This is a genomic window from Pseudotamlana agarivorans (assembly GCF_018860245.1).
Lineage (GTDB): Bacteria > Bacteroidota > Bacteroidia > Flavobacteriales > Flavobacteriaceae > Pseudotamlana > Pseudotamlana agarivorans_A.
This window is the reverse complement of the sequence record NZ_JAHKPD010000008.1, coordinates 233350-259423: the sequence shown is the minus strand read 5'-3', so window position 1 is coordinate 259423 and position 26074 is coordinate 233350. Positions and strand designations below refer to the sequence as shown.

The window sequence follows — 26074 nt, the reverse complement described above, 5'->3', positions numbered from 1 at the left end:
ACAGATATCGATGAACTGGGAACAACTACTATCCTTAAAACGCTTTGGCGACACCAATAAACGTATTAGAAAAGAACAAGACGAGAACAGGATAGGCTTTGAAGTCGATTACGATCGTATTATATTTTCTTCAGAATTTAGAAGTCTTCAAGATAAAACCCAGGTGATTCCTTTATCTAACACCGATTTTGTACACACACGCCTAACCCACAGTTTAGAAGTAAGTGTGGTGGGCCGCTCCTTGGGACGTAGCGTTGGTCACAAACTGTTAGAAAAACACCCGCATTTAAAAAACATTCACGGCTATCATCCTAATGATTTTGGAGCTATTGTCGCCGCTGCAGCCTTAGCACACGATATTGGAAATCCGCCATTTGGCCATTCCGGTGAAAAAGCCATTGGTGAATTCTTTATCAACGGTGAAGGCAAAGGCTATAAAGCCCAGTTAACACCCAAACAATATCAAGATTTATGTGATTTTGAAGGCAATGCTAACGGATTTAAAATTTTAACCGAAAGCAGAGCTGGACGCCCAGGAGGCATTCGTTTAAGTTACGCCACCCTTGGCGCATTCACTAAATACCCTAAAGAATCGCTACCAAAAAAACCAACAAAACACATTGCTGATAAAAAATATGGTGTTTTTCAATCTGAAATAGAAAACTTTGAAGATGTTGCACAAGAACTTGGTTTACTAAAACGTACCGATAAGGGCCTGAGCTACTCAAGGCACCCTCTCACCTTTTTAGTTGAAGCCGCCGATGATATTTGTTATACCATCATCGATTTTGAAGACGGCATCAATTTAGGGTTAATTCAAGAAGAATATGCACTGGAATATTTATCTAAAATTATTAGAAAAAACATCATTCCAGAACATTACTACGCACTCGAAACTCAAAAAGATCGCATTGGTTATTTACGAGCTTTAGCCATTGGCACCTTAATAAACGAGGCTGTTGATATATTCATGGCTAACGAAGAAGCCATATTAAGTGGAGATTTTGATTGTGCCCTACTGGATAAAAGTGCCTACGAGGCTCAAATTAAAGATGTTATAAAAATTAGTATTGACAAGGTATATCAGTCTACAGAAGTTATCGACAAAGAAATTGTTGGCTACGGGGTTATTAATACGCTTTTAAGTACGTATACCTCAGCAGTAAATAACAGCTATAACAATACCGCTTCAAATTATGACACCCTTATTTTAAAAGGATTGCCAGACACTTTAAAAACAAACGATAAGGACCTTTACACGCGCCTACTTAGTGTTTGTCATTATGTATCACTTTTATCGGACAGTAAAGCCATTTTGGATTATAAGAAGATTAAGGGACTGGGGTTTTAGGGGATTGATTATTGACATTGTTGAATCGTTTATTGGTTTAACCGTGTAATCGGCTAGCTATACCTCTGAAATTCATGAACCCCTCTAGGAATTGATTATTTTTTATTGACTATTGATTAATGGTGTTACGTGTGGATTTGAACTTTTAATTTTTAATTGGTGAACTGAAAAGTTTGACCGAAGTCGGATGACTCTTGACTCTTGACTCTTGACTCTTGACGATAGGGCAAATTTATCACTTTTAACTTAACCCTGCGACTTGAATTAATAAAGACACTTTCTTTCGGCAGGAACGATAACTCAACTTGAAGCTTGAAACATCCGTCACCCGTCCTAAAGCTCAAAACCTAAGTAATAAACTCGTGAGCTTTTTCATAAACAAGATGTGATTCCCAACCGCGATATAAAAAATAATCAATAAATTTCTTACGTTTCTTGTAGGTATTACCTTCTTTTATTAAATTCGCACGTTTTTCAGACAAATCGGTGAGCACCTTGATGTATTCATCATCATCAATTTCAGCTAATGCCTGAGTGATGTTGAATTTTGAAATGTCCCTCTGTTTTAATTCTGAAGTTAACCGCCGCTTACCCCAGTGCTTTATTCGGAATTTTCCCCGAACAAAGGCTTTGGCAAAACGTTCTTCATTAAGATAATTTTCATCTAAAAGATGGACTATAATGACATCGATAGCTTCGGGTATCATGAACATAGACACCAACTTTTTCCTGACTTCTTGATGGCAACGTTCTTGATACGCACAATAATGCTCCATTTTTTTTGTAGCTTCTTGTACCGTGTATGTTTTTTTAGATAGCATAGCGGCGCCAAAAATAACAAGGATTAAATTAACAATTGTATAAAAATATTTAAAAACACGTTTTAGTTTCTCTCGCAAAAGACACCAAAAACAAACCTTTGAAGAAAACCACTTTACTAAGCCTATGCCTCATTATATTTAATTTAGGCTTTTCTCAAACCACCTTAACCGAAGGCGACATTGCAATCACAGGTGTCATTTCGGTAAATCCAGATCAATTTTCATTCGTTTTATTAACCGATGTTTTAAGCGGAACAGCCATTCATTTTACCGATAAAAACTGGCTCCCCACGGGCGGCAAATTTTCTACCATTGGCGAAGGCACTGTAACATGGACAGCTACCACCGACTTACCTTGCGGCACAGCGATATCCATTGCAGATACCGGCCACATTACCACAAACACTTTTTCTGCGACGGTTGGAAACGCGATAGAATCGGAACTCGGGTTTGCTCTAAATGAAACCTCTGGCGATGAAATATCTGCTTTTCAAGGCAGCGAACAAACTCCAACTTTTTTATATGCCATACATTTTGGAAACACTTTGGGCTGGGCCGATACCGATGCTAACGTAACGGCCAATAGAAGTGGCGTACCTGCCGGATTAACCAATGGTGTTAACGCCATGAATATGGGTAATTTTGAAAACGGTTCTTACAACTGCACCACAACAAATAATAAATCCTTGATTTTAGCCGATGTGATACAAACCACCAATTGGACACGAACCAACGGAACAATAACTTTAACGGCATGTACTTACACCTGTACCACACCAACACCCTGTGTAACATCCGTTGTTTACGATCATTCAGGGTGGAGCGGAACGCCAGATTTAACCACAGAAGTTCAAATATTAGCAGATTACAACACAAGCTTAGGGAGTTTTAAAGCCTGTAAATTAACTGTTGGAGCTGGAACCTCATTTACGGTTGAAAATAACACCTTCGTAGAAATTGAAAACGATGTGATTGTAAACGGCAACATAATTGTTGAAACACAAGCGAATTTTGTTCAGAATAATAAAAATGGAACATTTATAGTTAATACTCCAGGGGTTTCTCAAGTTAATAAAGTAACGCCTATAAAAAATGAATGGTACCACTACACCTATTGGAGTTCTCCAGTAAATGCTGAAATTATAGACCACGCCTTCCCCGATGTAGATAATGACAAAACCTATTTATTTAAAGCTGAAAATTTTATTGACACCAACGGGGATGATATCGACGACGATGGAAACGATTGGCAAATTGTTTCTGGAGATCACAGCATGACACCTGGAACAGGATATGCTTGTATGTCGAGCAAAATATTAACCTACCCAAGCACACACGAAGTCACTTTTGAAGGCGCATTTAACACAGGAGATATATTAGCCAGTATTTCTAAAAATTCGAGTAATACCGGTATTCCTTGGAATTTCATAGGAAACCCCTACCCCTCGGCAATCGACTTTGTGGCCTTCCAACAAGCCAATGCCACTGTTATTGATGGCGCTGCTTATTTTTGGTCTCATACCACGGCACATCACGATTCACATGCGGGGAATGAGCAGTCCAATTTTCATCAAAATGATTATGCCACCTTTACCATAGGCTCGGGAGGAGCCGCTGGCGCAAGTGGCATCATTCCAAACAAATACATACCATCGGGTCAAGGCTTTTTTATACCAGGATTAACCAATGGCACGGTGACTTTTACAAACGCGATGCGCATGGCCGATGCATCGAGTAATGCCCAATTTTTAAAAAATTTAGAGAACAAGAAAATAGCAAATGAATTAGAAAACAAACTGTGGCTTAACCTCACCACAAACCAAGGAATTTTTAGTCAGATTTTAATAGCCTATGTTGAGGGAGCAACTTCCTACGACGACGGCTTATCTTATGATGCCACGAGAATTGTTAATCAGGATTTTAGTGCCTTTTTATATTCTTCAATAGACACAAACAATAAAAAATACGTGATTCAAGGTAAAAGCGTGAATGGTATTCATGAAAATGAAATCATTAAACTGGGGTATAGCACTAATGTTGACGCTTCTACAATTTATAAATTAGAACTAGATCATTTTCAAGGTGATTTCCTTTCTAAAAACAAGGTCTATTTAAAAGATCATTTACTAAACACGATTCATAATTTATCTGATGCCGCCTACACTTTCACTTCAGAAATTGGCGAATTTAACGAGCGTTTTGAAGTTGTTTTTGACAAAACACTTTCGGCAACACAAATCGATAGTGAAAGGACGGTACAAATTATGGCATTAGATAATAATACCATACAATTTATATCCTCACAATACGCGATTAACTCGATTGACATTTTCAATATCTTAGGACAAAACTTATACCATTTACAAGGAGGTGGTAAATCTAAAACCTACAAACTTCCCAAATTAAGCTCTATTTTTATTGCTCAAATTGAATTAGATAGCGGGGAAGTGATTACTAAAAAAGGGAAGCGGTAAAGGGTATATTCGTTTAATCCTGTAATTGTTGGCTGTGATACTCAAAATCATGACCACGACTAGGTCATTTATTATTTTTTTGACTAATGATTAATTGGTTCATGTGTGAATTTTTCACCTGTAAATATTCATTTTTCATTGTTAAATTTAGCTACCAACTTCTAACTAAAGAATAAATATTTTCTTCGTATTTTTTTATAAATCAATAACATTGATCTACAACGCCCTTGGAGTCTTCTCTATTTTTGCTATACAATCTTAAATTTACACCAAGGCCTTTAAAATAATTAACCATGAAAAACTTTACCCTCTCCCTGTTTTTTTTCTTTGCTGTTAGTCTTTGCTTTGGGCAGTCGCAACAGATTTATATTTTGGACTTTGAAACGGTCAGTCCTCTTGGTTATACGACTGACCCTATGGAACAAATTATAACAGGTAAAGACGAGAAAGACTATTTTATAAGAACCAACGGTAGTACGATTTCTTCAGACATGCAGTACAACAATCAAACAGGTTATTTTTTTGGAGCTCAAGACTTTCGTTACTTTTCTGGTTTTAACACAAACTTCTTTGCGACTATAAACATTACCGACATTGACATTGCAGGATTTAATAACCTACAATTTAAAGTAGATTTAGCAGAAGACGATAATGGCACCTCTTGGGAGGAGGATGACTATATTTTTTTTAAGTATGACATTTACAGCACAGCTGGGCCGACTCCAACTAATGCTACATCACAATTGTTAGATATTCGTTGGGATGCGACCAATTCAAGCGAAGGATATTTAGCAATCGACACAAATAGTAACGGGACAGGTGATGGAACACGAATAACACCAACGTTCTCAACTTTTACATCTAACAAAATATCTGGAACAGGCGACAAATTAATTATTACAATAGAAATTCGCACTGACAATAGCGAAGAAGACATCGCTATAGACAACATCGAAATTTGGGGTGATCCTATACCGGGTTTTTGCACCGGAGGTACAACTACATGGGATGGTGCTAATTGGAGCCATGGTATTCCGGACTTAACTAATGACGTCATAATAAACGGCGATTTCGACACCGACCCTAGCGGCAGTATTTCGGCTTGCAACTTAACTGTTTTAAGTGGCCATACATTCACAATAAGTAATGATGGTACAGTAGTTGTGGAAAATGACGTTATCGTTGAAAGTAATGCCAAATTAATCATAGAATCAGGCAGCGCTCTAGTACAACATAACGATACTGGCTTAGTAGAAAATAATGGTGAGATGATTTTGTACCGAGACACTGCCCCTATGGATGCTTGATACGAGTACACCTACTGGAGCTCCCCTGTGGAAAGTCCACAAATTTCAACTTCTATTCCACATTATAATCCTAATCGACTATACACCTTTAATGCACAAAATTTTAAAGATTCCGAAAAAGAAAGTAACAACAACAACAACCCCGTTTCAGGCCAGGATGACATTGATGATAACGGTGATGACTGGACGCTTATAGGCGATACTACAATGGAACCAGGAAAAGGCTATACAACGACTACAACACCTGGTTATTTTAGCGCGAATGGTTCGGGTAAAGGCTCAACATTTCTTGCAACCTTTAAAGGTAAATTTAATAACGGTATTTACAGCTTAAATATCTATAGAAATGATGATGAAAAATCTGATAAAAACTGGAATTTGATTGGGAACCCCTATCCTTCTGCACTTGATTCTGATGCTTTTTTTAATGGAAACCCCGAATTAGAACGCGCCATTTATTTCTGGTCTCAAAATGCAGCCCCTAACTCATCTTTAAATGGTAACCAACAGCAAAACTTTAGTACAAGCGATTATGCGATTATAAATAATACTGGCGCCACAAGTGCTGGTGGTGATGGTTCAGTTCCAGAAATGATTATCCCTGGAAGTGGTCATGCCATTCCATCTGGGCAAAGCTTTTTTGTTTCTATGGAAAATGGAGCGAGTGGATCTAGCGGTATAAATTCTGGAACAGTGACATTTAACAATGCCATGCGCACTGAATCGCCAGTTGCAAATCGTGAATTCTTTAAACAAAATAACAATTCTAAAACTGCAAACACCAAACCTAATAAAATATGGCTTAATTTAAAATCAACAGACAATACCGCGAACCAAATACTTATTGGTTATGTTAATGGGGCTACCGATGCTGATGACGGCTTGTCCTATGATGCAGATACACATCCACTAAAAGGATCCTATCTATATTCTATAATTCCAGGTGTAGATAAAAAGTTTACAATACAAGGCAGAGACCCGAACAGTTTAACCATTAATGAGGTTATTCCTTTAGGTTTTAAAACCACGTTAGCACCAAGCATTATATACACTATAGCACTAGCGAAAACCGAAGGTGATTTTTTTACAACTCATAATGTCATTTTATTAGATAAAGATAATACACCCGCCACCAGATGGGATTTAACTAGTGGTGACTATATTTTCACATCCCAACAAACAGGCGAATTTAATGATCGGTTTGAAATTGTATTCGAAGACAGTTCATTATCTGTATCTCAAGATGCATTTAACTTGAATAGGCTTACCATTATCAGTTTAGGTAAAAACCAGCTGCAATTTAATACAGCACAAAACCAAACCATAAGAAGTATTAAAATATTCGATCTTTTAGGACAACAATTGTATCAATTAGAAGGCGATAGTCATTCTGAAACTTATTACCTACCTAACTTAGGCGCTATTTACATAGCTAAGGTCGAACTTTCAAGCGGTGAGGTGATTACCAAAAAAGGCATATGCTGATAACATGTGAAATCGTTTATTGGTTTAGCGGTGGAGTCGTGGGCTATACTGCTGAAAAATCGTGAATGAGACAAGGAATTGATTATTTGAATTACGTATGAATTTTTTACTTTTAATTATTGAAATGTTTAATTGAAAAAATTAACGGAAGACCTTTGACCTTTGGAGATATCGTAAATTTTTAACTTTGCATTTTTAACAATTAATTGAAAACTTGGTTAAAAACTTGTAATGATTTAGGGCGTCTAAAACTACCCAAATGCAACTCGAAATAAAGTAACATCATGGTTAAGAAAGACTGCCGTTGGGTTGCGTTTATTTTAATATTTGGTAAAGCTTGAAAAGTTGTTTCCAAAAGCTGTTTTAGCAGCACTAAATTGGCTCCTGAAATATCATGTTTGTAAATAGGTTTTAATTCAAATTTACCTTCATTTAAATTAAAATTAGGAAAATCCATATGTGTCGTATCCGGATAAAACCCTAAATACTTAGTGAGTTTCAGCAAAAATAATAAGTGAAAATTGGCATATTCAGATTGATTATCTAACCATAATAGCGTGTTTTCTAAGTAGCTATAAAGCGCTTCATCCTGCTCTTCTTCATGTAATGTGTTTGTTAACACTTCAGATAAAAACAAAACAATAGCACTCTTTAAAACATGAGAATGCAAGCTGGAATAAATAACATTAAGCTTCGTTTCTTTTATGGATTGCAAAGAGCGGTTTGGTTTATAATCTATAACTAATTGCACTTGTGATAAGGGCTGAAAATAAGCAGCTTTATTTTGTGATTTTTTACTTTTTAAAACGCCTCTTAACAAAAAACTAACCACGCCTTTTTCTTGAGTAAAACACTTAACAATAAGATCGTTATCTTTATATTTTAATTTGGATAGAACAATGGCATTTGTGGTAATTAACATTAGCGTACAACCATTAATTTGATCACTTTGGTTTCAAAAGTTTCTAAATCGGATAACATCACCAAATACACCCCAGAGGCTACAGTGTTATTGGCTAAATTTTTTCCGTTCCAATAAGCGGTTCCGCCATCAATTTCTAAATGATAACCACTATATCTTTGGTTGGTTTTAGACTGTGCTTCGGCCACTAAATTACCTTCTATATCGGTGATTTTAATATTTATATTTTCAGAAACACCTTTAATTTTTATCTTTTTTTCAAACATATCAAACCCAGGACGAACAGGGTTAGGATAAGCAAATGCAGATTCTAAATTTTCTATTGGGCTAGACCCGCCCGACAGAAACGACACTAAGCCTTTATCTGTAGCAATATGTACAATACCTCGATCACCATCAATAGAAAGATCTAAAACCGCGTTAGATGGCAGAGGAGAATTCGTTTTAGTAAAATGGAATATCGTATTTTGTCCATCTGGAGAAAAGTAAAACAAACCAGCATCGGCAGTAGACACCCATTTATTATTAGAACCATCAACTTCGATCGCAGTAATATTTTGCTGAAATAACAGTTCCTTAGCAACACCATCTTCTTCAATAACAATCTCATCGACCTGTATATTATCCTTAAAAAAATTGGAGGTATTATACAAAACACGTAGTCCATTAGATGTCCCGATCCACAATTGATTTCTTTGATCCAATGCCAATGCTGTTACTGAATGAAAAGGCATATTTTCTTCTTCTGTGTAAACACCTTTCAATAATGGTCTATTACCATTTTCCTGAAAACCAATCACGCCATACCTAGAACTTCCTATCCATTTTGTTCCATCTGAAGCAATAAGCAATTCGGAATATCCTGAACTCCCCCCTAGAAAACCATCACCAATAACACTTGTAAAATCAAATGATCGCCATTGATTATTAGCTGGGTTATAAGATTTAAGAGGCCGATCCACTAAACCTGTTGTTGTCCATAAAAGTCCGTCATTATCAAATGCAGATGCTCCAACCCTAATATCAATGTAGCTTGGATCGTTTGGCAGAACCAAGGATTCTAAACCGCTATTAGTTTCATTAAACAAAAAAGTTGGCACTTCTTCATTTACTTCTAATAAACCACTATAAAAAGAACTCAAAAAAACCTGATTAGCATTAGATGGGTTAACCGCAATAGCATTTAAACACACAGCATCTAACACCTCAGTACTTGGTGTATTTATCCATTCATCATTTTTAAAATGACTAAAACCACGTTTATTTAATGGGTAAGGATTATAATATTCTGTATACTCTCCAAATGTCACCCAAAAACCATCACCAGTAGCTTTCACCCTAAAAGGTTTATTTATTAATGGACCGTCAGGATGAACTTCCTCAAATATGGTCGGGCTGGCAATAGGCGTTTTTAGTACTCCAAAACTTTCACTGCCAATATAGATGAAATTTTGGTCCACTGTCGCAGAGGTATAGCGTGTACTAAATTCTGGCACGATACCAACTTGTGCGACACTATTAAAATTTGAATCGTAAACAAAAACTTCATTTTGAGTTGTAACAATTAGATAATCTTCAAACGATTGCAAATTTAACGGCGTATTTACATAGGTAGCAACTTCAGATATAATGGATTGATTTACCACTTCATACATTTTTCTATTAGCATTTGTTGCGTATAATTTGGTTTCTTGATTTTCTACACCTAACCAACTACCAGTGGCAATAGTTGTCCAATTTTGATAATCAATTAAATTAGAACTTAATACATCGGCTTTTTTAAGACCATTATTATCTGAGCATGACGCATAAATGACATTCTCGAACACCGTGGTTTGCATCACTGGAATCTGCGTCCCATTTGCACCTATAAAATAAGTGTCTCCAAACTCTAAACGTTCTAGGTTGTATACCGAAATACCATAATTAGTGGCTATATATAAATTATTATTAAAGCTACTGAAATGATTTATTGTTTTTATAGTTGGTTGAATGGTTGTTTTCTCAAAAATATCTACAATAGTTAAAACCTCAGAATCATCATCAAAAACAATTTCGAGTAAGCCATTTTCATACCCTATAATCAACAACTCATAAGCTTCGCTGTAAAAAATAGTTGAGATTGTATCTCCAGACAGCCCATTTATAGTTGTTATTTCCTCCAATTGATTGGTTTGATTATCACTATAAAAAACAGCATTTTCTGACGCAGCAAAAGTTTTATTATTCCCTTGAGTAACAGCTTTAATGTTATTGTATGAAAAATGACCTTCCCAGAACCCTGAATAATCTTGAGAAAATTGTAACAGTGGGAACAAACTAAAAATAAGAAGAATTACTTTTTTCAATATGTTGTTGTTTTTTTGAAGTTCAAATATATTTATATCTAACGAATTTAACTTCAAAATAATATGCATAAATAAAAGAGGCTGCATAAAAAGTAAAGTTTTCGTCAACCTGAACTTTAATTATGACACAGTCTGTAAGTTCAGAATGACGTACTTTAATACTTTTTGTACAGCCTCTATTTTTCGTTTAATAAATATTCTAAACGACCCCTTGAGCTAACATGGCATCGGCTACTTTTACGAAACCAGCGATATTAGCACCTCGTACATAATCAACATAGCCATCATCATCCGTACCATATTCTATACAAGACTTATGAATGTCTCCCATGATATCTTTTAATTTGCTGTCCACCTCATCTCTTGTCCACTTAAATCGAAGGGAATTCTGAGTCATTTCCAATCCCGATGTTGCAACACCACCAGCATTAGACGCTTTACCTGGAGCAAATAGTATTTTTGCTTTATGGAACGCTGCAACAGCTTCTTTAGTAGATGGCATATTAGCACCTTCGGCAACACAAATACATCCATTTTTCAGGAGTGCTTCTGCATCGTTTTCATGAAGTTCATTTTGTGTAGCACAAGGCATGGCAATATCGCAGCCTATTTCCCAAGGTGTTTTCCCTTTTACAAATTTAGCATTAGGATAAGTATCTAAATAAGCATTGATTCGTGCTCGTTTCACATTTTTAAGCTCCATAACATGTGCTAATTTTTCGGCATTTATACCATCGGCGTCGTAAATATATCCTGAAGAATCAGATAAAGTCAACACCTTGCCCCCTAGCTGAAGCACTTTTTCAGCAGCATATTGGGCTACATTTCCAGAACCAGAAATAACGACAGATTTCCCTTCAAAATCCTGACCTTTTGTTTCGAGCATTTTTTGAGCAAAATAAACCGTGCCATACCCGGTAGCCTCAGGTCTAATTAACGAACCTCCCCAAGACATACCTTTTCCGGTTAATACACCAGTAAATCCATTACTTATTTTTTTATACATCCCAAAAAGGAATCCAATTTCTCGAGCACCTACACCAATATCACCAGCGGGAACATCTGTATTATGTCCAATATGTCTAAATAATTCACCCATAAAAGCATGGCAAAATCTCATGATCTCATTGTCACTCTTACCTTTAGGATCGAAATCACTACCGCCTTTACCACCACCCATTGGCAGGGTCGTTAAACTGTTCTTGAACACCTGCTCAAAGGCTAAGAATTTCAAAATACTTAAATTAACTGTAGGGTGAAATCGCAACCCACCTTTATAAGGCCCAATAGCCGAATTCATTTGAATTCTATACCCTCTATTTACTTGAATTTCACCAGCATCATCAACCCAGCAAACCCTAAACATGATAACACGCTCGGGCTCGACCATTCTAAGCAAAATATTCTTGCCATAATATATGTCGTTTTCAACAATATACGGGATTACAGTTTCTGCAACTTCCTCTACTGCCTGTAAGAATTCTGACTCATGTCCATTTCTTTCTTTTACTAAATCTAAAAAAGCTTTAACTTTACTTTTCATAGCACAATAAATATTTGAAATTATTAAATAATTAGTATTTTCAAACAAATATACATTATCTTTAAAAAGATATTGCTTTTAATTTATATTCTTCAATAGCTAAGATTGTTTAAATTATAGCAATTTTTAAATATTTGTTTTAAAAGACTGTTTTTATATCTTTGTTATAAATAACTACATCAAACCAAGCCATTTATGATTAAACCAAAAAATGTCGCCATAGCTTTTACTTTGTTTGCGATATTTCAAACAGCAAAAGCACAACAAGGTTTTTCTCATGAATTTGGTCTTGTTGCTGGATATGTTGAAATGCGTTCTGACTATGGCGTACGAGAAGATTTCTCAAATAACTTTAAAAATTCAGGATTTGCTATTGGTTTAGTACATTACATGAATTTTACTATCCAATCAGATTGCAACTGTTATACTGCCGACAAGTATTTTAATGACCATTTTAAATTACGTAATGAAGTTTCTTGGAACACCACAAATTTGCGTCATCATGGCGAATGGGTTGATCCTTCAAGAACTTCTGCAGAAGCCGATCAACTTCGAGCACACACTGGATCTGCAACCAACTTTAATATTGGCACGCAACTGGAGTTTTTCCCATTAAGTCTTCGGGACTATCAAGGTTATAGCTATAAATTTGGACCTTTTATTGGTTTAGGCGTGCAATATACCTACCATATGCCTGAAGTGCAAACGACCTATAATAACCCCGACCCTAATGCCTATGGCGATGTCACCGACCCTAGCAATTTTTATTCTGGCTGGGCTCCTGGTTCGGTAGATGCTTCACATGGTAGTAGTTGGTCGATTGTAAGTAACGTTGGGGTAAGATACAAACTATCTCGTGTCTCCGATTTAATGCTCGATTTTAGATGGCAATTCTATATGGACGATAATGTTGACGGTCTTGACCACAACCTAGAATCCAACAAACATAATGATAGTTTAATTTGGCTTAGTTTAGGTTATATTTATTTCTTCAATTAATTGGCTACTATTTTAAAGTCTAATTTCTCCGTTCCTAAACATTGTGGTGCTCATTTTTTATTGGAAAACAATAAATTATTGACATACAATCATTTTCCATATTTACATTTATGCCTAAATTAAAAGGTCAAATATGCGCTATTTAAAGAACCTCTTATTTTTATTACTATTATTAAGTTTCTCTTGTAAAAAGGCTTTTCAGATTTCTTTTTCTGAAATTCACATGTCATCAAAAAATAATGATATAGTAGAAATTAATATTCCTAAAGCAAGTGGCATGTCTTCTGTGGTCAATTTAATTAACTCTAGTATTACGAATAACGTCATTGCCTCGATACGAACCGGCGATGTGAACGAAACTCAACCCAAAACGATTAGCGAAAGCATCGACGCTTTTGTTAAAGAATACGATTCATTTAAGCTAGATTACCCTGAAAGTTCTCCAAACTGGGAAGTACAAATAGACGGAGAGGTATTGCATCAATCTGAAGAGCTTATAAGCATTGCCTTAACCGCATACACCAATACCGGTGGCGCTCATGGAAATTCAAAAATCACATTTTTAAATTTTAACACGAAGAATGGAAAACTAATACCCAATACCGCATTATTTAGTGACATAGATGGCTTTAAAACAATTGCAGAACCCTACTATCAAAAATCAATTGAAGATAAAAATATCCTTTTGAACCAAAATCAATTCAAGCTACCTTCCAATATGGCATATACAGAAGATGGTCTTATTTTTCTATATAATACATTTGAAATTGCAGCTTATTCTGAAGGTATTATAGAATTTAAAATACCTTTTGACGAAGCAAAGCCTTACCTACTTTTTAATAACTTTTAGTAGCGCCAACACATAGCCGTAATGTATACCATCATGAACAACAGAAAATTCTAGAGCGTCATTAATATGACCCAAAGTATTTCCAGTGGTAGAAACCGTGTATGCATTAAAAGTTTTAAAAACCCCATGATCAAAATCTATTTTCGTTTTTTCTATAGTTGATACTAAAAGCGATTTTATTTCATCGATTTCATCTTGACCTAAATCACCTTCTGGTTTTGTATCTTTCATGTAACGCTCAATCATTTTGGGGCTTAAGGAGACATCGATACCAGAGAGTTTATACGCCAATAACTGTTGGGTTACTACGCAATGCGCAATATTCCAAATCACATTATTATTAAATCCTTGCGGAATCTTATTTAAATCCTCCAAAGAGGTGGTTTCAATAATCTTATAAAATATTTTTCTTATATTTTTTTGTATCTCAAATGTAAAATCCATTATAATTTAATTTTTCAATAAATATACTTTTAATTTGTTTTTCAAAACAAATAGAAACATGAAAAAAGTATTTTACCTTAAAACTTGCAATACCTGCAACCGCATAATAAAGGAATTAAATTTATCTTCCGAATTTATACTACAAGACATTAAATCGGAAGCGATAACTCCAGAACAGTTAGATGAGATGAAAGTACTTTCGGGAAGTTATGAAGCCTTATTTAGTAAACGCGCAAAACTTTACAAGGACAAGGATTTAAAAAATAAAAACCTAATCGAGCGCGATTTCAAACATTACATTTTAGAACATTATACTTTTTTAAGCAGACCTGTAATTATTATAAATGATTCTATTTTTATAGGTAGCTCTAAAAAAACCATAGAAGCCACCAAATTAGCGCTCCAAAAAACCACTTAATTACCTGTTTCATAAATTTTAAAAACCAACCTTAACCCATACATAACCCACTGTTTGCTAACACATTCCGTTTATCGGTGTTTTTTGCTTTTAAGTGCATTTTAAAGGGTAAAAATTAAGCTTCATCGAAAATAATGTAAAAAAAACGAAATCAGTTGAAATACTGACTACTTTTAATCACGCTATTATTTAATCAATTAAACATTTACAAAATGAAAAACAGAACAAAATCAGTTTTCAGCTTTTTAAAGGTGTTTTCAATTATTCTTGTATTTACATTATCAACTAATTTGAACGCAGCCACTTTGAAAGCGAGTACAGCAATTTCATCAGACCTTAATGTAAGCTCTTTGAGCTTTATTTTATCCCCATTTAGCCTAACAACCATGGCTACTATTGGAGATTACCCGAACAGAGTCAAGGATCGCACGGGCTATAACAATGACAGACCTAGCAGGTCAAAGGACCATGGAACACGCAGAGGGTGTTGTAATGGAACTTGTGGTGGTGGTGATGAAGGAGATGAGCCAGAAGAAATTCCTTTAGATGGTGGTTTAAGCTTTTTAGTATTAGGAGCAGCTGCATTCGGAATTAGAAAATTACGAAAAGAAAAGAATGACAAAATTTAACGATTTTAAGAACAAAATTCCATTACCAATAAGGCTTTTCCTAGGAAAAGCCTTATTATTTTACATCATTTGGGAAGTCCTTTACGCTTTATTTATTCATGAATCTCCATTCCCTCAACAGTTTCTAACAAATCATGTTGGAAATTTTTCTGTATTAATATTAAATAATTTAGGAGATATGACAGGTTTCTCCTGTACTAACACAAGTCTTATCTCTAATTATTCTGGAGAACTGATAGAAGAATTTTATTCTGAAATATATCATTACGAAAAAAAAATACTTAAAATAGCTAATGCGTGTAACGGATTAACATTAATGGCATTATATACTGGATTTATTGTATGTATGCCCTCTCTTTTTTGGCGGAAAATAAAATACATATTAATAGGCTTGATAGTTATAGACGCTATTAATATTATTAGATGTGTTGGTTTAATTTATTTAAGTGAATACTACCACACCTACTTTGATTTTGCACACCACTATTTATTTAAAGCCGTTATCTATGCGACAACATTTTTATTATGGTACATCTTTGCCCGAAAAATCCATTTAAATCATGAAAATCTACAAAACGGATAATATTCGATTCTTCTCAGGTCTTTTAATGATTATTTTAATCTATTCTCTATACAGCATTTATTTTGCTGAAAATAAAAACACCCCCGATATTCCAAGAAAACTTAGACACGTTATTAGCTTAGGGGCTACTGTGACCATCTATCTAATAGGCACATCACATTTAGGAAAACTTCAAGATTCTTGGATGTCATTCATTTGGCACCTAGTTCATATTTCCGGTTTATGCATTTTAACCACTTTAGGACTATTCGATTGGTTAATAGCAGAAATTAGCCCTAAATTAAAGTTATTCTGTCTTACCATTCAAGAAATACTAATATCTCCAGTATTATATGTGGCTATGGGCTTGCTAAATAAAAGTTTAAATAAAAAAATTGCATAATTGCATTTAAAATCGACGATCTAGTCATATAAACTACAGATCTATTCTAAACTATTTTGGATCAATCACAAAAGTTGTGTGTGAAGATTAAAAATAGTTAGATCTTTGCGCTAAAAAAGACATTGGATCATTACATAGAACTACTCAAGCTTATTCTTCCAGAATTTTTAATTAATCATTTTGATTTAGTTAACCATACAAAAAATGGAGAGGTGATGCATCTTTATTTTGAAGAACTCAATGTGACACCCAAAGAAGAATCTGAGCGTACACTTATCGCTCATGGTTTTCATAAACAAATCACTATTCAAGACTTTCCTTTACGAGGAAACACTGTCTATTTGCATGTAAAGCGTCGAAGATGGCTAGATAAAGAAACAAAGCAAGTTGTACAAAGAGACTGGAATTTAGTCGCACAGGGAACACGAATGACCACCGAGTTCGCTGCTTTTTTAAAAGAAATTAGTAGATACTAAAACTTCAGATTGTCACACTATAGCTGGGTTTTATAATGTAGATGGTAAAAAGCTACAACGCCAGTATAAAGACTACCTCAGTGATTTTAAAAACTGGAAACAAAAGTCACATGCTAAGCAATGGCTTGTTTTTCCTGAGAATATCGGCCCTAATCTTTCTATTGATGAAACAGCGCTTTCTAAAGGAGAACTTTACACCATAATTACCAATAAAAAAGCAAAGGGGAAAGCTGGTAGTATTGTAGCCATATTTGCAGGTACAAAAGTAGAACCTATTATAGAACAGCTTCTTAAAATATCAGCTAAGAAAAGGGCTAAGGTTAAAGAAATCACTCTAGATATGGCTAATTCAATGAAAACCATAGCTAAAAAATGTTTCCCCAAAGCCATACAGGTAACAGACCGATTTCATGTACAAAAACTCGCTTTAGAGGCTTTACAGGATATTAGAATAAAACATAGGTGGAATGCTATAGATTTAGAAAATGAAGAAATAAAAAAAGCTAGGTTAACAGGTCAAACATATAATTCAAAGCTATTTAGTAATGGAGACTGCAGAATCTTTTAATGCTAAAATTAATGCCTTCAGAAGTCAATTTAGAGGTGTGAAAAACGTAGCATTCTTTCTTTTTAGAATAACTACAATTTTTGCATAAACACAACTTTTAGGAATGACCCCAAATAATACGTGAATACCACGTGAATAAAGACCTAAGTTAAGCCCATAAAAAAAGCCTCTACATTTCTGTAAAGGCTTTCTATCACTGAGCTCCTTCTCTTGGGCTCGAACCAAGGACCCTCTGATTAACAGTCAGATGCTCTAACCAACTGAGCTAAGAAGGAGTGTTAATTATATTTACTTTTAAGCTTTTCCGTAATTTCAGAATACTTTTTAAGGTTCTGAATATACGTTTTGCTTTTCATTTTTTTTATATGTGTTTCAATCTTTCTTGCTAGTACTCTATCCTCACAGGAAATTGAATAATACAAAACCCAATCGGATGTTTGCTTTGTATAAGCAGAATCATAAAAACCTGAATTATGTTGTTTAATCCTTTCTTGTATATCTAAAGTTTCACCAACATAATACTTGTCAATTGAAATAGAATACAATATGTAAACAAAATTCATTTTATTATTTTAAAGAACTTTTTCCTAATCTAACCTCCCGATAGCTATCGGGATGAGCTAAGAAGGAGTGTTGCTGTTTTGCTTAGCGAGTGCAAATATAAAAGGTTTTTTAGTTTCTGCAAACAATTTTTAAAAAAAATTAATTAAAAATCGCTTTATAGATATCATTCCCGTTTGCAAAGAGCACTAATGCTATTAAAAGGAAGAATCCAACCATTTGAGCATACTCCATAAATTTATCTCCAGGCTTTCTTCCAGATATCATTTCATATAACAAAAACATCACGTGTCCACCATCAAGGGCGGGAATAGGTAATAAGTTTAAAACCCCTAACATAATCGATAGAAAGGCTGTAATACTCCAGAAAACTTGCCAGCTCCACGTGCTTGGAAAAATGTCGTAAATCGCTTTAAAGCCCCCTACACCTTTATAAGCACCTGTGCTTGGTGAAAATATAGCGCCTAATTGATCCCAATAGGACACAATACGATCTTTAGCCTTTTTAACACCAACAGGAAAAGATTCAAAAAACCCATAATCAATGACGTCGTATTGATAATAACCTAATGCTTCTAAAGTTTTAGATGTTGAAACAGGCGCATAAACAATACCTAATTTGCCATCTTCATTTATTTTTAGTGGTAAATTAACTTCAGCATTATCTCTTTTAACTGTAGCAGTCACCTCTTGACCCTTTAAAGAATTAAGAGCCCTTGTAACTTGATCAACATATTTGGTATTGTAATCGTTCATAGCAACAATTACGTCACCTTTTTGCAAACCGCTAGCCTTATTATATGAGGTATCTGGAACCTGAACCACCACAAAAGGTTGTCTTAAACTAATAAAACCGTGTTCTTTAGCATCCATTAATTGCGACAAGAAATCTTGTGGCATATCTACAGTAGAACGCGCACCATTTCTTTCTATTTCAATTTGTTTTCCAAAAAGTACTTTCTCAGGAATGTCTGAGAATTTCTCAATCTTATCACCATCTACGGCTATAATTTTATCACCCGTGTGCAGGCCTGCTTTATTAGCTACTGTACTCTCAATATTAAGACCATCTTTTATGTTTTCATTTGGCAAAAAAGTATCGCCATAAAAATAGCTCATCCCTATGTAAATAAAAATGGCCAATAAAAAATTCACTGTTACCCCACCAAGCATAATAATTAATCGCTGCCAAGCTGGTTTAGAACGGAATTCCCAAGGCTCAGGGTCTTTAGCCATTTGCTCGGTATCCATACTTTCATCGATCATCCCCGATATTTTCACATAACCACCCAATGGCAACCATCCAATTCCGTAAACGGTTTCTCCAATTTTCTTTTTGAATAATGAAAACTTCACATCAAAAAACAAATAGAATTTTTCTACACGTGTTTTAAACAATTTTGCAGGGATAAAATGCCCTAATTCATGCAAAATAATCAGTAACGAAAGGCTTAGTAGAAACTGAGAAATCTTTATAACAAACTCCATAAAATAGCTTAACAATTTTTATAATCGTGCAAAAGTAAGGTTTTAAACCAACTTTGGGAAAACAATTAAACAAAGGCCATGGATTTAACAGTATTTTAAGCTTGAACTTCAATATAATAAGGCATTTCTTTTACCATTAAATTTTCAGACATAGTAGATTCATTGTATTTTTGCCATCATTTTAATTTTTATAAAATTCCATATGTCATCGATTTTTAAGGATTATAAAATTTTCGCTATTGTTTTCGGTGTTATTTCAATAATAATCGTGACCATTATTTACAACACGCTTAATACCTATCGGCCCCTACCTATTTATCAACCTAGTATGGTAAGCACCGAACTTGTGGATAGCACGCTTCAGTACAAAAAAAAATATCATAAAATTGCCGATTTCAGTCTCACGAATCAAAACGGACAAACCATCACCCAAAACGATTACAAAGACAAAATTTATGTGGCCGATTTCTTTTTCACCACCTGCCCTACTATTTGTCCGATTATGACTAAAAACATGGCTCGTGTTCAAAAAGAAATTTTAAACGATGATGAAGTTATGTTACTATCGCATTCAGTAACGCCAAAAACAGATACCGTAGCACAACTGAAACGCTATGCCCTAAAAAAAGGAGTTAACGACAAGAAGTGGAATTTAGTCACAGGCGACAAAAAACAGATTTACGCCCTGGCCAGAAAAAGTTATTTAGCGGTTAAAGATGACGGCGATGGCGGACCCTTTGACATGGTGCACACCGAAAACTTTATGCTTATAGATAAAAAACGTCAAATTAGGGGCTTTTATGATGGTACCAATCCAGAGGAAATCGAAAATCTTCTTAACGATATCGCCATACTAAAGGAAGAATACTTACAATAGTTTTTAGGCACAATTTTTTTAGCCTATTTATTTATCCTATTTTTGCTTCTTTAAAATCAATCTAAATAATATTGCAAGATACTTTAGCACAATTAGAACGTGGGGAAAGCGCCATTATTACCGATGTTTCCTCGATACATATTCCACTAAAACTTTTAGAAATGGGATGCCTGCCTGGCAATAGCGTAAAACTAGTTCAGTTAGCACCATTTCATGATCCAATGTATTTAAACATTAACGGATCGCATCTTGCTATTAGAAAAGAAACTGCTGCACATATATTAATTGAAAAAGTAACGCATGAGTAAACAAATTAATGTTGCTTTAATTGGTAATCCGAATACCGGAAAAACCTCTGTTTTTAATGCTTTAACAGGCTTAAACCAAAAAGTTGGAAACTACCCTGGTATTACTGTCGAAAAAAAAGAAGGTGTTTGCAAGTTACCGCGCGGTGTTAAAGCACATATTATCGATTTACCAGGAACATACAGCTTAAACGCCTCATCGCTTGATGAAAGTGTGGTTATTGAATTGCTTTTAAACCAGAACGATAAAGATTTTCCAGACATTGCCGTTGTAGTGACCGATGTTGAAAATTTGAAACGTAATTTACTGATATTTACACAAATTAAAGACTTAAAAATCCCAACACTATTAGTCATTAACATGGCAGATAGAATGACTTACAAAGGGATTTCTTTAGATATTGATTATTTAGAAGAACAGCTTCAAACAAAAATCGCTTTAACCAGTACAAGGAAAAAAATTGGTATTGATAAGCTGAAAGAACTTATTACAAATTACAAAGATGTTTCTTCTGAACCTTGCATCGATATTTCTAAAATTGATGATGCTTATTTTGGGAATTTACGTAAAGCCTTTCCTAATCAGCTTTTATACAAGCTTTGGTTGGTTATTACACAGGATGTTAACTTCGGAAAAACAGATAGAAAAGAATTCGATGCTGTTGAAGATTTTAAAACTAAAAGTAAAGCCGACTTAAAACGACTTCAGCAAAAAGAAACTATAAAACGTTATCAGTTCATCAATAATGTGCTCAAAAAAGGACAAACTATTGATGCCTCCCAAGCTAAAGATTTACGTTCTAAATTAGATCGTGTTTTAACACATAAGGTTTGGGGTTATGTTATTTTCTTCATCATATTAATTGCATTATTTCAAGCTATTTACGATTGGGCAACCGTACCAATGGATATGATTGACAGCTCTTTTGCCTTTTTAAGTGAGTGGACTAAAGATAACCTACCCTCTGGTGCTTTTACAAATTTACTTTCCGAAGGGATTATACCAGGACTTGGCGGTATCGTTATTTTTATTCCGCAAATTGCTTTTCTATTTCTATTTATCGCTATTTTAGAAGAAAGTGGGTACATGAGTCGTGTGGTCTTTTTAATGGATCGTGTGATGCGCCGTTTTGGATTAAGCGGTAAAAGTGTTGTGCCCCTTATATCAGGAACTGCCTGTGCCATTCCTGCAGTTATGGCTACTAGAAATATTGAAAGCTGGAAGGAGCGTTTAATTACTATTTTAGTGACACCTTTTACAACCTGTTCTGCCAGGCTTCCAGTATACCTCATTATTATTGCCTTGGTCATTCCCGATGGTCATTTTATAGGCTTAAGCTATCAAGCGCTAACCTTAATGCTGTTGTACTTATTAGGTTTTGGAACTGCCGTTATATCGGCTTACATCCTTAATAGAATTCTAAAAATAAAAAGCAAATCATTTTTTGTGGTTGAAATGCCCAACTACAAACTCCCATTGTTTAAAAATGTATTTTATACGGTTGTTGAAAAAACAAAAGCCTTCATTTTTGGTGCCGGAAAAATTATTTTAGCAATTTCTATTGTACTATGGTTTTTAGCATCCTATGGACCTGGAGAAAACTTTAATAGCGCTGAGGAAATTCTCACTAAAGAATATGCTTCAGAAAACCTTGCTGAAGACGATTTAGATCATAAAATAGCCCAATATAAACTAGAGCATTCTTATATAGGTATCGCAGGTCGTGCCATCGAACCCGCCATAAGACCTTTAGGTTACGATTGGAAAATAGGCATTGCTATTTTAAGTTCTTTCGCAGCACGTGAAGTGTTTGTGGGAACTTTAGCAACCATTTATAGCGTTGGTAACGACGATGAAGAAACCATTAAAAACAGAATGGCTGGCGAAGTGAACCCCATTCTTGGCGGACCCTTATTCACCTTTGCATCAGGAATTTCATTGTTATTATTTTATGCATTTGCCATGCAGTGCATGAGCACCTTAGCCATTGTTAAACGTGAAACAAACAGCTGGAAATGGCCTCTTTTACAATTGGTTATCATGTCTGTTTTTGCTTATATTGTTGCCCTACTGGCATTTCAATTTTTGAAATAAAAAGATAGAACTCAAAAGGAAACACTTATAATCCAGCCTCATTATTAACATAAAAATGAGTATATTAATGTAGTACGATTGTCAGTTCGAGCGCAGTCGAGAAGGTATCAAACACTCGGTTTCGACTCCGCTCAACCTGACTTACCGATTTAAAAATTTACACTAAAAAAAATGAATACCATCATCCAAAACATACTCGTTTTTACCGCGGTTGTATTCGCTATTGCTTTTTTAGTTAGAAAATTCATCTGGAAAAAAAAGAAATCTAAAAAATCATGTGGTGGCGATGATGGCTGTGGCTGTCATTAGTTAAAACACCTCGTTTTCCGAAATCAAAAACACTTTACGACATGGCATGTCGCCATAAAACCTCTAAACCTAACGTAAATTTGTAGTGTAATTATAACAGATTACATTTTTTCATAAAGTTAGTTTAGTTTGGTTTTTAAAAGATTAATAGAGCTGCTGTAGGTGTGGTTACCTACAGCGGTTAATCTTTTTCTAAACATCTTATGAAAATCCAAACACGCCCAAGTAGATCATTATATATAGTAAAACCCTGTGGAAATTTATTTTTCACAGGGTTTTCGGTTTTTATATGAAAAAGCCACATGTGATTTACTAAATTTTAACCATGATACTAATACCTTTTCTACTTTTAATTTATGGTAAAAAAAAACAGAAATGATATAAGATTCACTGAGTTTTTCACAAAGACTAAAAATTGAGTTCGCTAAATTTTTGGCCCTCAATTTCTGGAATTTTACCCAATTGAAATATATTGAAACCCCTTCAGGTTTAATATTCAAAACACACACAATCAATACATTTAATTTAGTATCACCATTTTTAGTCTTATCTAAATTATTATTTATATTTACATAAATTTTTTTTAATGAAATATCTAATAATATTTTTAAGCCTCACTTCAATTACCCTAAGCGCCCAGGACATTACAGGGCACGTTTTATTCGACGGTATGCCTTTAGCCTACGCCAATGTTTATATTAAAGGCTCTTCTAAAGGCACTACAACTAACGAAGACGGCAACTACACCCTAAAAAATATAACCTCTGGAAATTATAACATCATAGCATCCTACACTGGTTTTGAACCACAAACAAAAAACATCAATATTTCTAATGAAGATGTGGTTCTAAATTTCAATTTGCAAGATTCTGCTATGCTAGATGAAGTGGTTGTTACCGGTACTTTAAAAGCCGTTTCTAGACTTGAAAGCCCGGTACCTGTTGAAGTTTACACGCCCACTTTCTTAAAGAAAAATCCAACCCCGAGTATTTTTGAAGCCCTGCAAAATGTAAACGGGGTACGTCCCCAAATAAACTGCAGTGTTTGTAATACAGGTGATATTCATATTAACGGACTTGAAGGTCCGTACACCCTCGTTTTAATTGACGGTATGCCTATCGTGAGTGGTTTATCTACGGTTTATGGATTATCAGGAATCCCAAATTCCCTAATAGAACAAGTGGAAATTATTAAAGGCCCTGCTTCATCCCTTTACGGGAGTGAAGCTGTTGGTGGCCTCATTAACATCATTACCAAACTCCCTGAAAATGCCCCCATAGCTTTTGCCGACACTTTTGTTTCTGGTTGGGGCGAATGGAATTTAGATGCAGGATTTAAAGCCAGAATAGGCCATACAGCTGATGTACTTACAGGCATCAACTATTTTAATTACAGTAACCCCATTGACAACAACAACGATAATTTCACCGATTTAACCCTTCAAGATCGCGTTTCCATATTTCAAAAGTGGAATTTTAAACGAAAAGAAAACCGCGTTTTCTCTGTAGCAGGACGTTTTTTCTATGAAGACCGCTGGGGTGGCGAAATGCAATGGAACCCCGCTTACCGTGGTGGCGACGAAATTTACGGCGAAAGCATTTACACCACACGTTATGAATTACTCGGAAATTACCAATTACCTGTTGATGAAAGCATGATGCTTCAGTTTTCGTACACCGATCATAACCAAAATTCCGTTTACGGAGACACCCCATATTTAGCCACACAACGTATTGGTTTCACACAACTTACTTGGGATAAACAGATAAAAAACCATGATTTACTATTCGGTATGGCAGCCAGATATAATTATTATGATGATAGCACGCCTGCCACTTCAACGGCTGATGAAATCGTTATTCCGTCATTATTCGTTCAAGATGAAATTAAACTGAATGCTAAAAACAATGTGTTATTAGGTGCGCGTTACGATTATGACAAACGTCACGGTAATATTTTCACACCACGTATCGCTTACCGATTTAAACCTTCTGAACATAATATTTTAAGACTGAATGCAGGAACAGGCTTTCGTGTAGTAAATCTTTTTACTGAAGAACACGCCGCACTTACCGGTTCAAGAGATGTTATTATTGCTGAAGAATTACAACCAGAGCAATCCATTAATGTTAACCTCAATTATTTAACCAAACTGTACACTAAAAAAGGACACATGTTTACGCTAGATGCTTCGGCGTGGTATACCTATTTTAGTAATTTAATTGCTCCCGATTATGACACCAATCCGAATCAAATTATATATGATAATTTAAACGGAAAAGCAGTAAGTAAAGGAATAAGTTTGAACATTGACACCATGTTATCAAATGGCATTAAAATCATGGCAGGAGCCACTTTACAAGATGTTTCTCAAACAGAAGACGGTGTAAAACAGCAACAAATGCTCACTGAAAGCTTTACAGCCACTTGGGGCGTGACTTATAAAAACTACAAGTATAACACCTCGATAGATTACACTGGAAACCTCTACGGCCCAATGCGTTTACCGCTCATTAGCGATACCGACCCGAGACTTCCAGAATCGCCTGTTTGGAGTATTCAAAATATTCAATTCACTTTTTATGGTTTAAACAACTTTGAAATTTACGGAGGTATAAAAAACCTATTAAACTGGACCCCAAATAAAGGCAATCCTTTCATAATCGCTCGTGCTCACGACCCTTTTGATAAAGATGTTATTTTTGATAATGACGGAAATGCGGTGGTCACACCAGACAACCCTTATGGCTTAACCTTCGATCCGGGTTATGTTTATGGGCCAAACCAAGGGAGACGTTTATTTTTAGGATTGAGATATAACTTGAAGTAACTACGCTAC

Annotated in this window: 24 protein-coding genes and 1 tRNA gene; 17 read left to right on the top strand and 8 right to left on the bottom strand. The window is 35.1% G+C overall.

All coding sequences use genetic code 11. The annotated features are described in order from the left end of the window. Positions 1–10: 10 nt before the first annotated feature. Positions 11–1351 (top strand): dGTP triphosphohydrolase, encoded by a 1341-nt coding sequence (dgt, locus tag KO493_RS03910; protein WP_216066637.1) that lies wholly within the window; start codon positions 11–13, stop codon positions 1349–1351. Between the two features lie 347 nt (positions 1352–1698). Here the strand turns inward: dgt and KO493_RS03905 are convergent, their stop codons facing one another. Beyond that, the gene (locus tag KO493_RS03905) at positions 1699–2172 is read right to left on the bottom strand and encodes a regulatory protein RecX (protein ID WP_216066636.1); all 474 of its coding nucleotides are present in this window, start codon (positions 2170–2172) and stop codon (positions 1699–1701) included. 98 nt (positions 2173–2270) lie between these two features. Here KO493_RS03905 and KO493_RS03900 point away from each other — a divergent pair, with 98 nt between their 5' ends. From KO493_RS03900 to KO493_RS03890, 3 genes are all read left to right on the top strand, one after another. Then, complete coding sequence (locus KO493_RS03900) at positions 2271–4646, top strand: hypothetical protein (RefSeq protein ID WP_216066635.1); 2376 nt, start codon at positions 2271–2273, stop codon at positions 4644–4646. Between the two features lie 416 nt (positions 4647–5062). Then, positions 5063–5953, top strand: a complete 891-nt coding sequence (locus KO493_RS03895; RefSeq protein ID WP_216066634.1) for a hypothetical protein — start codon at positions 5063–5065, stop codon at positions 5951–5953. Between the two features lie 27 nt (positions 5954–5980). Next, positions 5981–7438, top strand: coding sequence for a hypothetical protein (locus tag KO493_RS03890; protein WP_216066633.1), 1458 nt, complete (start codon positions 5981–5983; stop codon positions 7436–7438). Between the two features lie 202 nt (positions 7439–7640). Here KO493_RS03890 and recO read toward each other — a convergent pair whose 3' ends face one another. The 3 genes from recO to gdhA all read right to left on the bottom strand — a co-directional run bounded on the left by recO (position 7641) and on the right by gdhA (position 12251). Continuing rightward, positions 7641–8360 carry a DNA repair protein RecO gene (recO, locus tag KO493_RS03885; protein WP_216066632.1) on the bottom strand — a complete coding sequence of 240 codons (720 nt, stop codon included), beginning with the start codon at positions 8358–8360 and terminating at the stop codon, positions 7641–7643. Then, positions 8360–10708 (bottom strand): two-component regulator propeller domain-containing protein, encoded by a 2349-nt coding sequence (locus KO493_RS03880; RefSeq protein WP_252723148.1) that lies wholly within the window; start codon positions 10706–10708, stop codon positions 8360–8362. The genes recO and KO493_RS03880 overlap by 1 nt, the downstream gene beginning before the upstream one ends. A 199-nt stretch (positions 10709–10907) precedes the next feature. Next, positions 10908–12251 carry an NADP-specific glutamate dehydrogenase gene (gene gdhA, locus KO493_RS03875; RefSeq protein ID WP_216066631.1) on the bottom strand — a complete coding sequence of 448 codons (1344 nt, stop codon included), beginning with the start codon at positions 12249–12251 and terminating at the stop codon, positions 10908–10910. A gap of 195 nt (positions 12252–12446) precedes the next feature. Between gdhA and KO493_RS03870 the strand changes: the two genes are divergently transcribed. Beyond that, the gene (locus tag KO493_RS03870; protein ID WP_216066630.1) at positions 12447–13250 is read left to right on the top strand and encodes a THC0290_0291 family protein; all 804 of its coding nucleotides are present in this window, start codon (positions 12447–12449) and stop codon (positions 13248–13250) included. A gap of 133 nt (positions 13251–13383) precedes the next feature. Further along, positions 13384–14100 carry a DUF3298 and DUF4163 domain-containing protein gene (locus KO493_RS03865; protein WP_216066629.1) on the top strand — a complete coding sequence of 239 codons (717 nt, stop codon included), beginning with the start codon at positions 13384–13386 and terminating at the stop codon, positions 14098–14100. On the opposite strand, the gene KO493_RS03860 is transcribed toward KO493_RS03865, so the two are convergent. Beyond that, positions 14080–14544 (bottom strand): DinB family protein, encoded by a 465-nt coding sequence (locus KO493_RS03860; RefSeq protein WP_216066628.1) that lies wholly within the window; start codon positions 14542–14544, stop codon positions 14080–14082. The two genes, KO493_RS03865 and KO493_RS03860, sit on opposite strands and share 21 nt — an antisense overlap. Positions 14545–14602: 58 nt before the next feature. Between KO493_RS03860 and KO493_RS03855 the strand changes: the two genes are divergently transcribed. From KO493_RS03855 to KO493_RS03830, 6 genes are all read left to right on the top strand, one after another. Next, the gene (locus tag KO493_RS03855) at positions 14603–14962 is read left to right on the top strand and encodes an arsenate reductase family protein (RefSeq protein WP_216066627.1); all 360 of its coding nucleotides are present in this window, start codon (positions 14603–14605) and stop codon (positions 14960–14962) included. A gap of 212 nt (positions 14963–15174) precedes the next feature. Next, entirely contained in the window at positions 15175–15591 is a 417-nt protein-coding gene (locus KO493_RS03850; RefSeq protein ID WP_216066626.1) for a PID-CTERM protein-sorting domain-containing protein, read from the top strand. Further along, complete coding sequence (locus tag KO493_RS03845; protein WP_216066625.1) at positions 15578–16174, top strand: archaeosortase/exosortase family protein; 597 nt, start codon at positions 15578–15580, stop codon at positions 16172–16174. The genes KO493_RS03850 and KO493_RS03845 overlap by 14 nt, the downstream gene beginning before the upstream one ends. Next, on the top strand, positions 16152–16556 hold the full coding sequence (locus tag KO493_RS03840) for a hypothetical protein (protein WP_216066624.1): 405 nt from the start codon (positions 16152–16154) through the stop codon (positions 16554–16556). Before KO493_RS03845 ends, KO493_RS03840 begins: the two co-directional genes overlap by 23 nt. Before the next feature lie 122 nt (positions 16557–16678). Then, on the top strand, positions 16679–17032 hold the full coding sequence (locus KO493_RS03835; RefSeq protein WP_216066623.1) for an ISAon1 family transposase N-terminal region protein: 354 nt from the start codon (positions 16679–16681) through the stop codon (positions 17030–17032). A gap of 19 nt (positions 17033–17051) precedes the next feature. Further along, positions 17052–17600: an ISAon1 family transposase gene (locus tag KO493_RS03830; protein ID WP_436839521.1), complete on the top strand. Its 549-nt coding sequence runs from the start codon at positions 17052–17054 to the stop codon at positions 17598–17600. 201 nt (positions 17601–17801) lie between these two features. On the opposite strand, the gene KO493_RS03825 is transcribed toward KO493_RS03830, so the two are convergent. The 3 genes from KO493_RS03825 to rseP all read right to left on the bottom strand — a co-directional run bounded on the left by KO493_RS03825 (position 17802) and on the right by rseP (position 19649). Beyond that, a tRNA-Asn gene (locus tag KO493_RS03825) sits at positions 17802–17875 on the bottom strand. Between the two features lie 3 nt (positions 17876–17878). Next, positions 17879–18163, bottom strand: coding sequence for a GIY-YIG nuclease family protein (locus tag KO493_RS03820; protein WP_216066622.1), 285 nt, complete (start codon positions 18161–18163; stop codon positions 17879–17881). A gap of 139 nt (positions 18164–18302) precedes the next feature. Then, positions 18303–19649, bottom strand: coding sequence for an RIP metalloprotease RseP (gene rseP, locus KO493_RS03815; protein WP_216066621.1), 1347 nt, complete (start codon positions 19647–19649; stop codon positions 18303–18305). A gap of 202 nt (positions 19650–19851) precedes the next feature. Here rseP and KO493_RS03810 point away from each other — a divergent pair, with 202 nt between their 5' ends. The 5 genes from KO493_RS03810 (at position 19852) to KO493_RS03790 (ending at position 26065) form a co-directional block, all read left to right on the top strand. Continuing rightward, entirely contained in the window at positions 19852–20526 is a 675-nt protein-coding gene (locus tag KO493_RS03810; protein ID WP_216066620.1) for an SCO family protein, read from the top strand. Positions 20527–20597: 71 nt separating this feature from the next. Further along, positions 20598–20834, top strand: coding sequence for a FeoA family protein (locus KO493_RS03805; RefSeq protein ID WP_150940797.1), 237 nt, complete (start codon positions 20598–20600; stop codon positions 20832–20834). Continuing rightward, positions 20827–22926 carry a ferrous iron transport protein B gene (gene feoB, locus KO493_RS03800; RefSeq protein WP_216066619.1) on the top strand — a complete coding sequence of 700 codons (2100 nt, stop codon included), beginning with the start codon at positions 20827–20829 and terminating at the stop codon, positions 22924–22926. Before KO493_RS03805 ends, feoB begins: the two co-directional genes overlap by 8 nt. A gap of 171 nt (positions 22927–23097) precedes the next feature. Beyond that, positions 23098–23235 carry a FeoB-associated Cys-rich membrane protein gene (locus KO493_RS03795; protein WP_216066618.1) on the top strand — a complete coding sequence of 46 codons (138 nt, stop codon included), beginning with the start codon at positions 23098–23100 and terminating at the stop codon, positions 23233–23235. Between the two features lie 586 nt (positions 23236–23821). Then, a complete protein-coding gene (locus tag KO493_RS03790) occupies positions 23822–26065 on the top strand; it encodes a TonB-dependent receptor (RefSeq protein WP_216066617.1) in 2244 nt (747 codons plus the stop codon). Positions 26066–26074 lie beyond the last annotated feature (9 nt).

Excerpts from the sequence above, each read along its gene's own strand:
- KO493_RS03870 (WP_216066630.1), top strand. The coding sequence starts at position 12,447 with ATGATTAAACCAAAAAATGTCGCCATAGCTTTTACTTTGTTTGCGATA.
- KO493_RS03860 (WP_216066628.1), bottom strand. The coding sequence starts at position 14,544 with ATGGATTTTACATTTGAGATACAAAAAAATATAAGAAAAATATTTTAT.
- recO (WP_216066632.1), bottom strand. The coding sequence starts at position 8,360 with ATGTTAATTACCACAAATGCCATTGTTCTATCCAAATTAAAATATAAA.
- feoB (WP_216066619.1), top strand. The coding sequence starts at position 20,827 with ATGAGTAAACAAATTAATGTTGCTTTAATTGGTAATCCGAATACCGGA.
- dgt (WP_216066637.1), top strand. The coding sequence starts at position 11 with ATGAACTGGGAACAACTACTATCCTTAAAACGCTTTGGCGACACCAAT.
- rseP (WP_216066621.1), bottom strand. The coding sequence starts at position 19,649 with ATGGAGTTTGTTATAAAGATTTCTCAGTTTCTACTAAGCCTTTCGTTA.
- KO493_RS03850 (WP_216066626.1), top strand. The coding sequence starts at position 15,175 with ATGAAAAACAGAACAAAATCAGTTTTCAGCTTTTTAAAGGTGTTTTCA.
- KO493_RS03840 (WP_216066624.1), top strand. The coding sequence starts at position 16,152 with ATGAAAATCTACAAAACGGATAATATTCGATTCTTCTCAGGTCTTTTA.
- KO493_RS03795 (WP_216066618.1), top strand. The coding sequence starts at position 23,098 with ATGAATACCATCATCCAAAACATACTCGTTTTTACCGCGGTTGTATTC.
- KO493_RS03820 (WP_216066622.1), bottom strand. The coding sequence starts at position 18,163 with ATGAATTTTGTTTACATATTGTATTCTATTTCAATTGACAAGTATTAT.
- gdhA (WP_216066631.1), bottom strand. The coding sequence starts at position 12,251 with ATGAAAAGTAAAGTTAAAGCTTTTTTAGATTTAGTAAAAGAAAGAAAT.
- KO493_RS03845 (WP_216066625.1), top strand. The coding sequence starts at position 15,578 with ATGACAAAATTTAACGATTTTAAGAACAAAATTCCATTACCAATAAGG.
- KO493_RS03810 (WP_216066620.1), top strand. The coding sequence starts at position 19,852 with ATGTCATCGATTTTTAAGGATTATAAAATTTTCGCTATTGTTTTCGGT.
- KO493_RS03790 (WP_216066617.1), top strand. The coding sequence starts at position 23,822 with ATGAAATATCTAATAATATTTTTAAGCCTCACTTCAATTACCCTAAGC.
- KO493_RS03895 (WP_216066634.1), top strand. The coding sequence starts at position 5,063 with ATGGAACAAATTATAACAGGTAAAGACGAGAAAGACTATTTTATAAGA.
- KO493_RS03905 (WP_216066636.1), bottom strand. The coding sequence starts at position 2,172 with ATGCTATCTAAAAAAACATACACGGTACAAGAAGCTACAAAAAAAATG.
- KO493_RS03865 (WP_216066629.1), top strand. The coding sequence starts at position 13,384 with ATGCGCTATTTAAAGAACCTCTTATTTTTATTACTATTATTAAGTTTC.
- KO493_RS03855 (WP_216066627.1), top strand. The coding sequence starts at position 14,603 with ATGAAAAAAGTATTTTACCTTAAAACTTGCAATACCTGCAACCGCATA.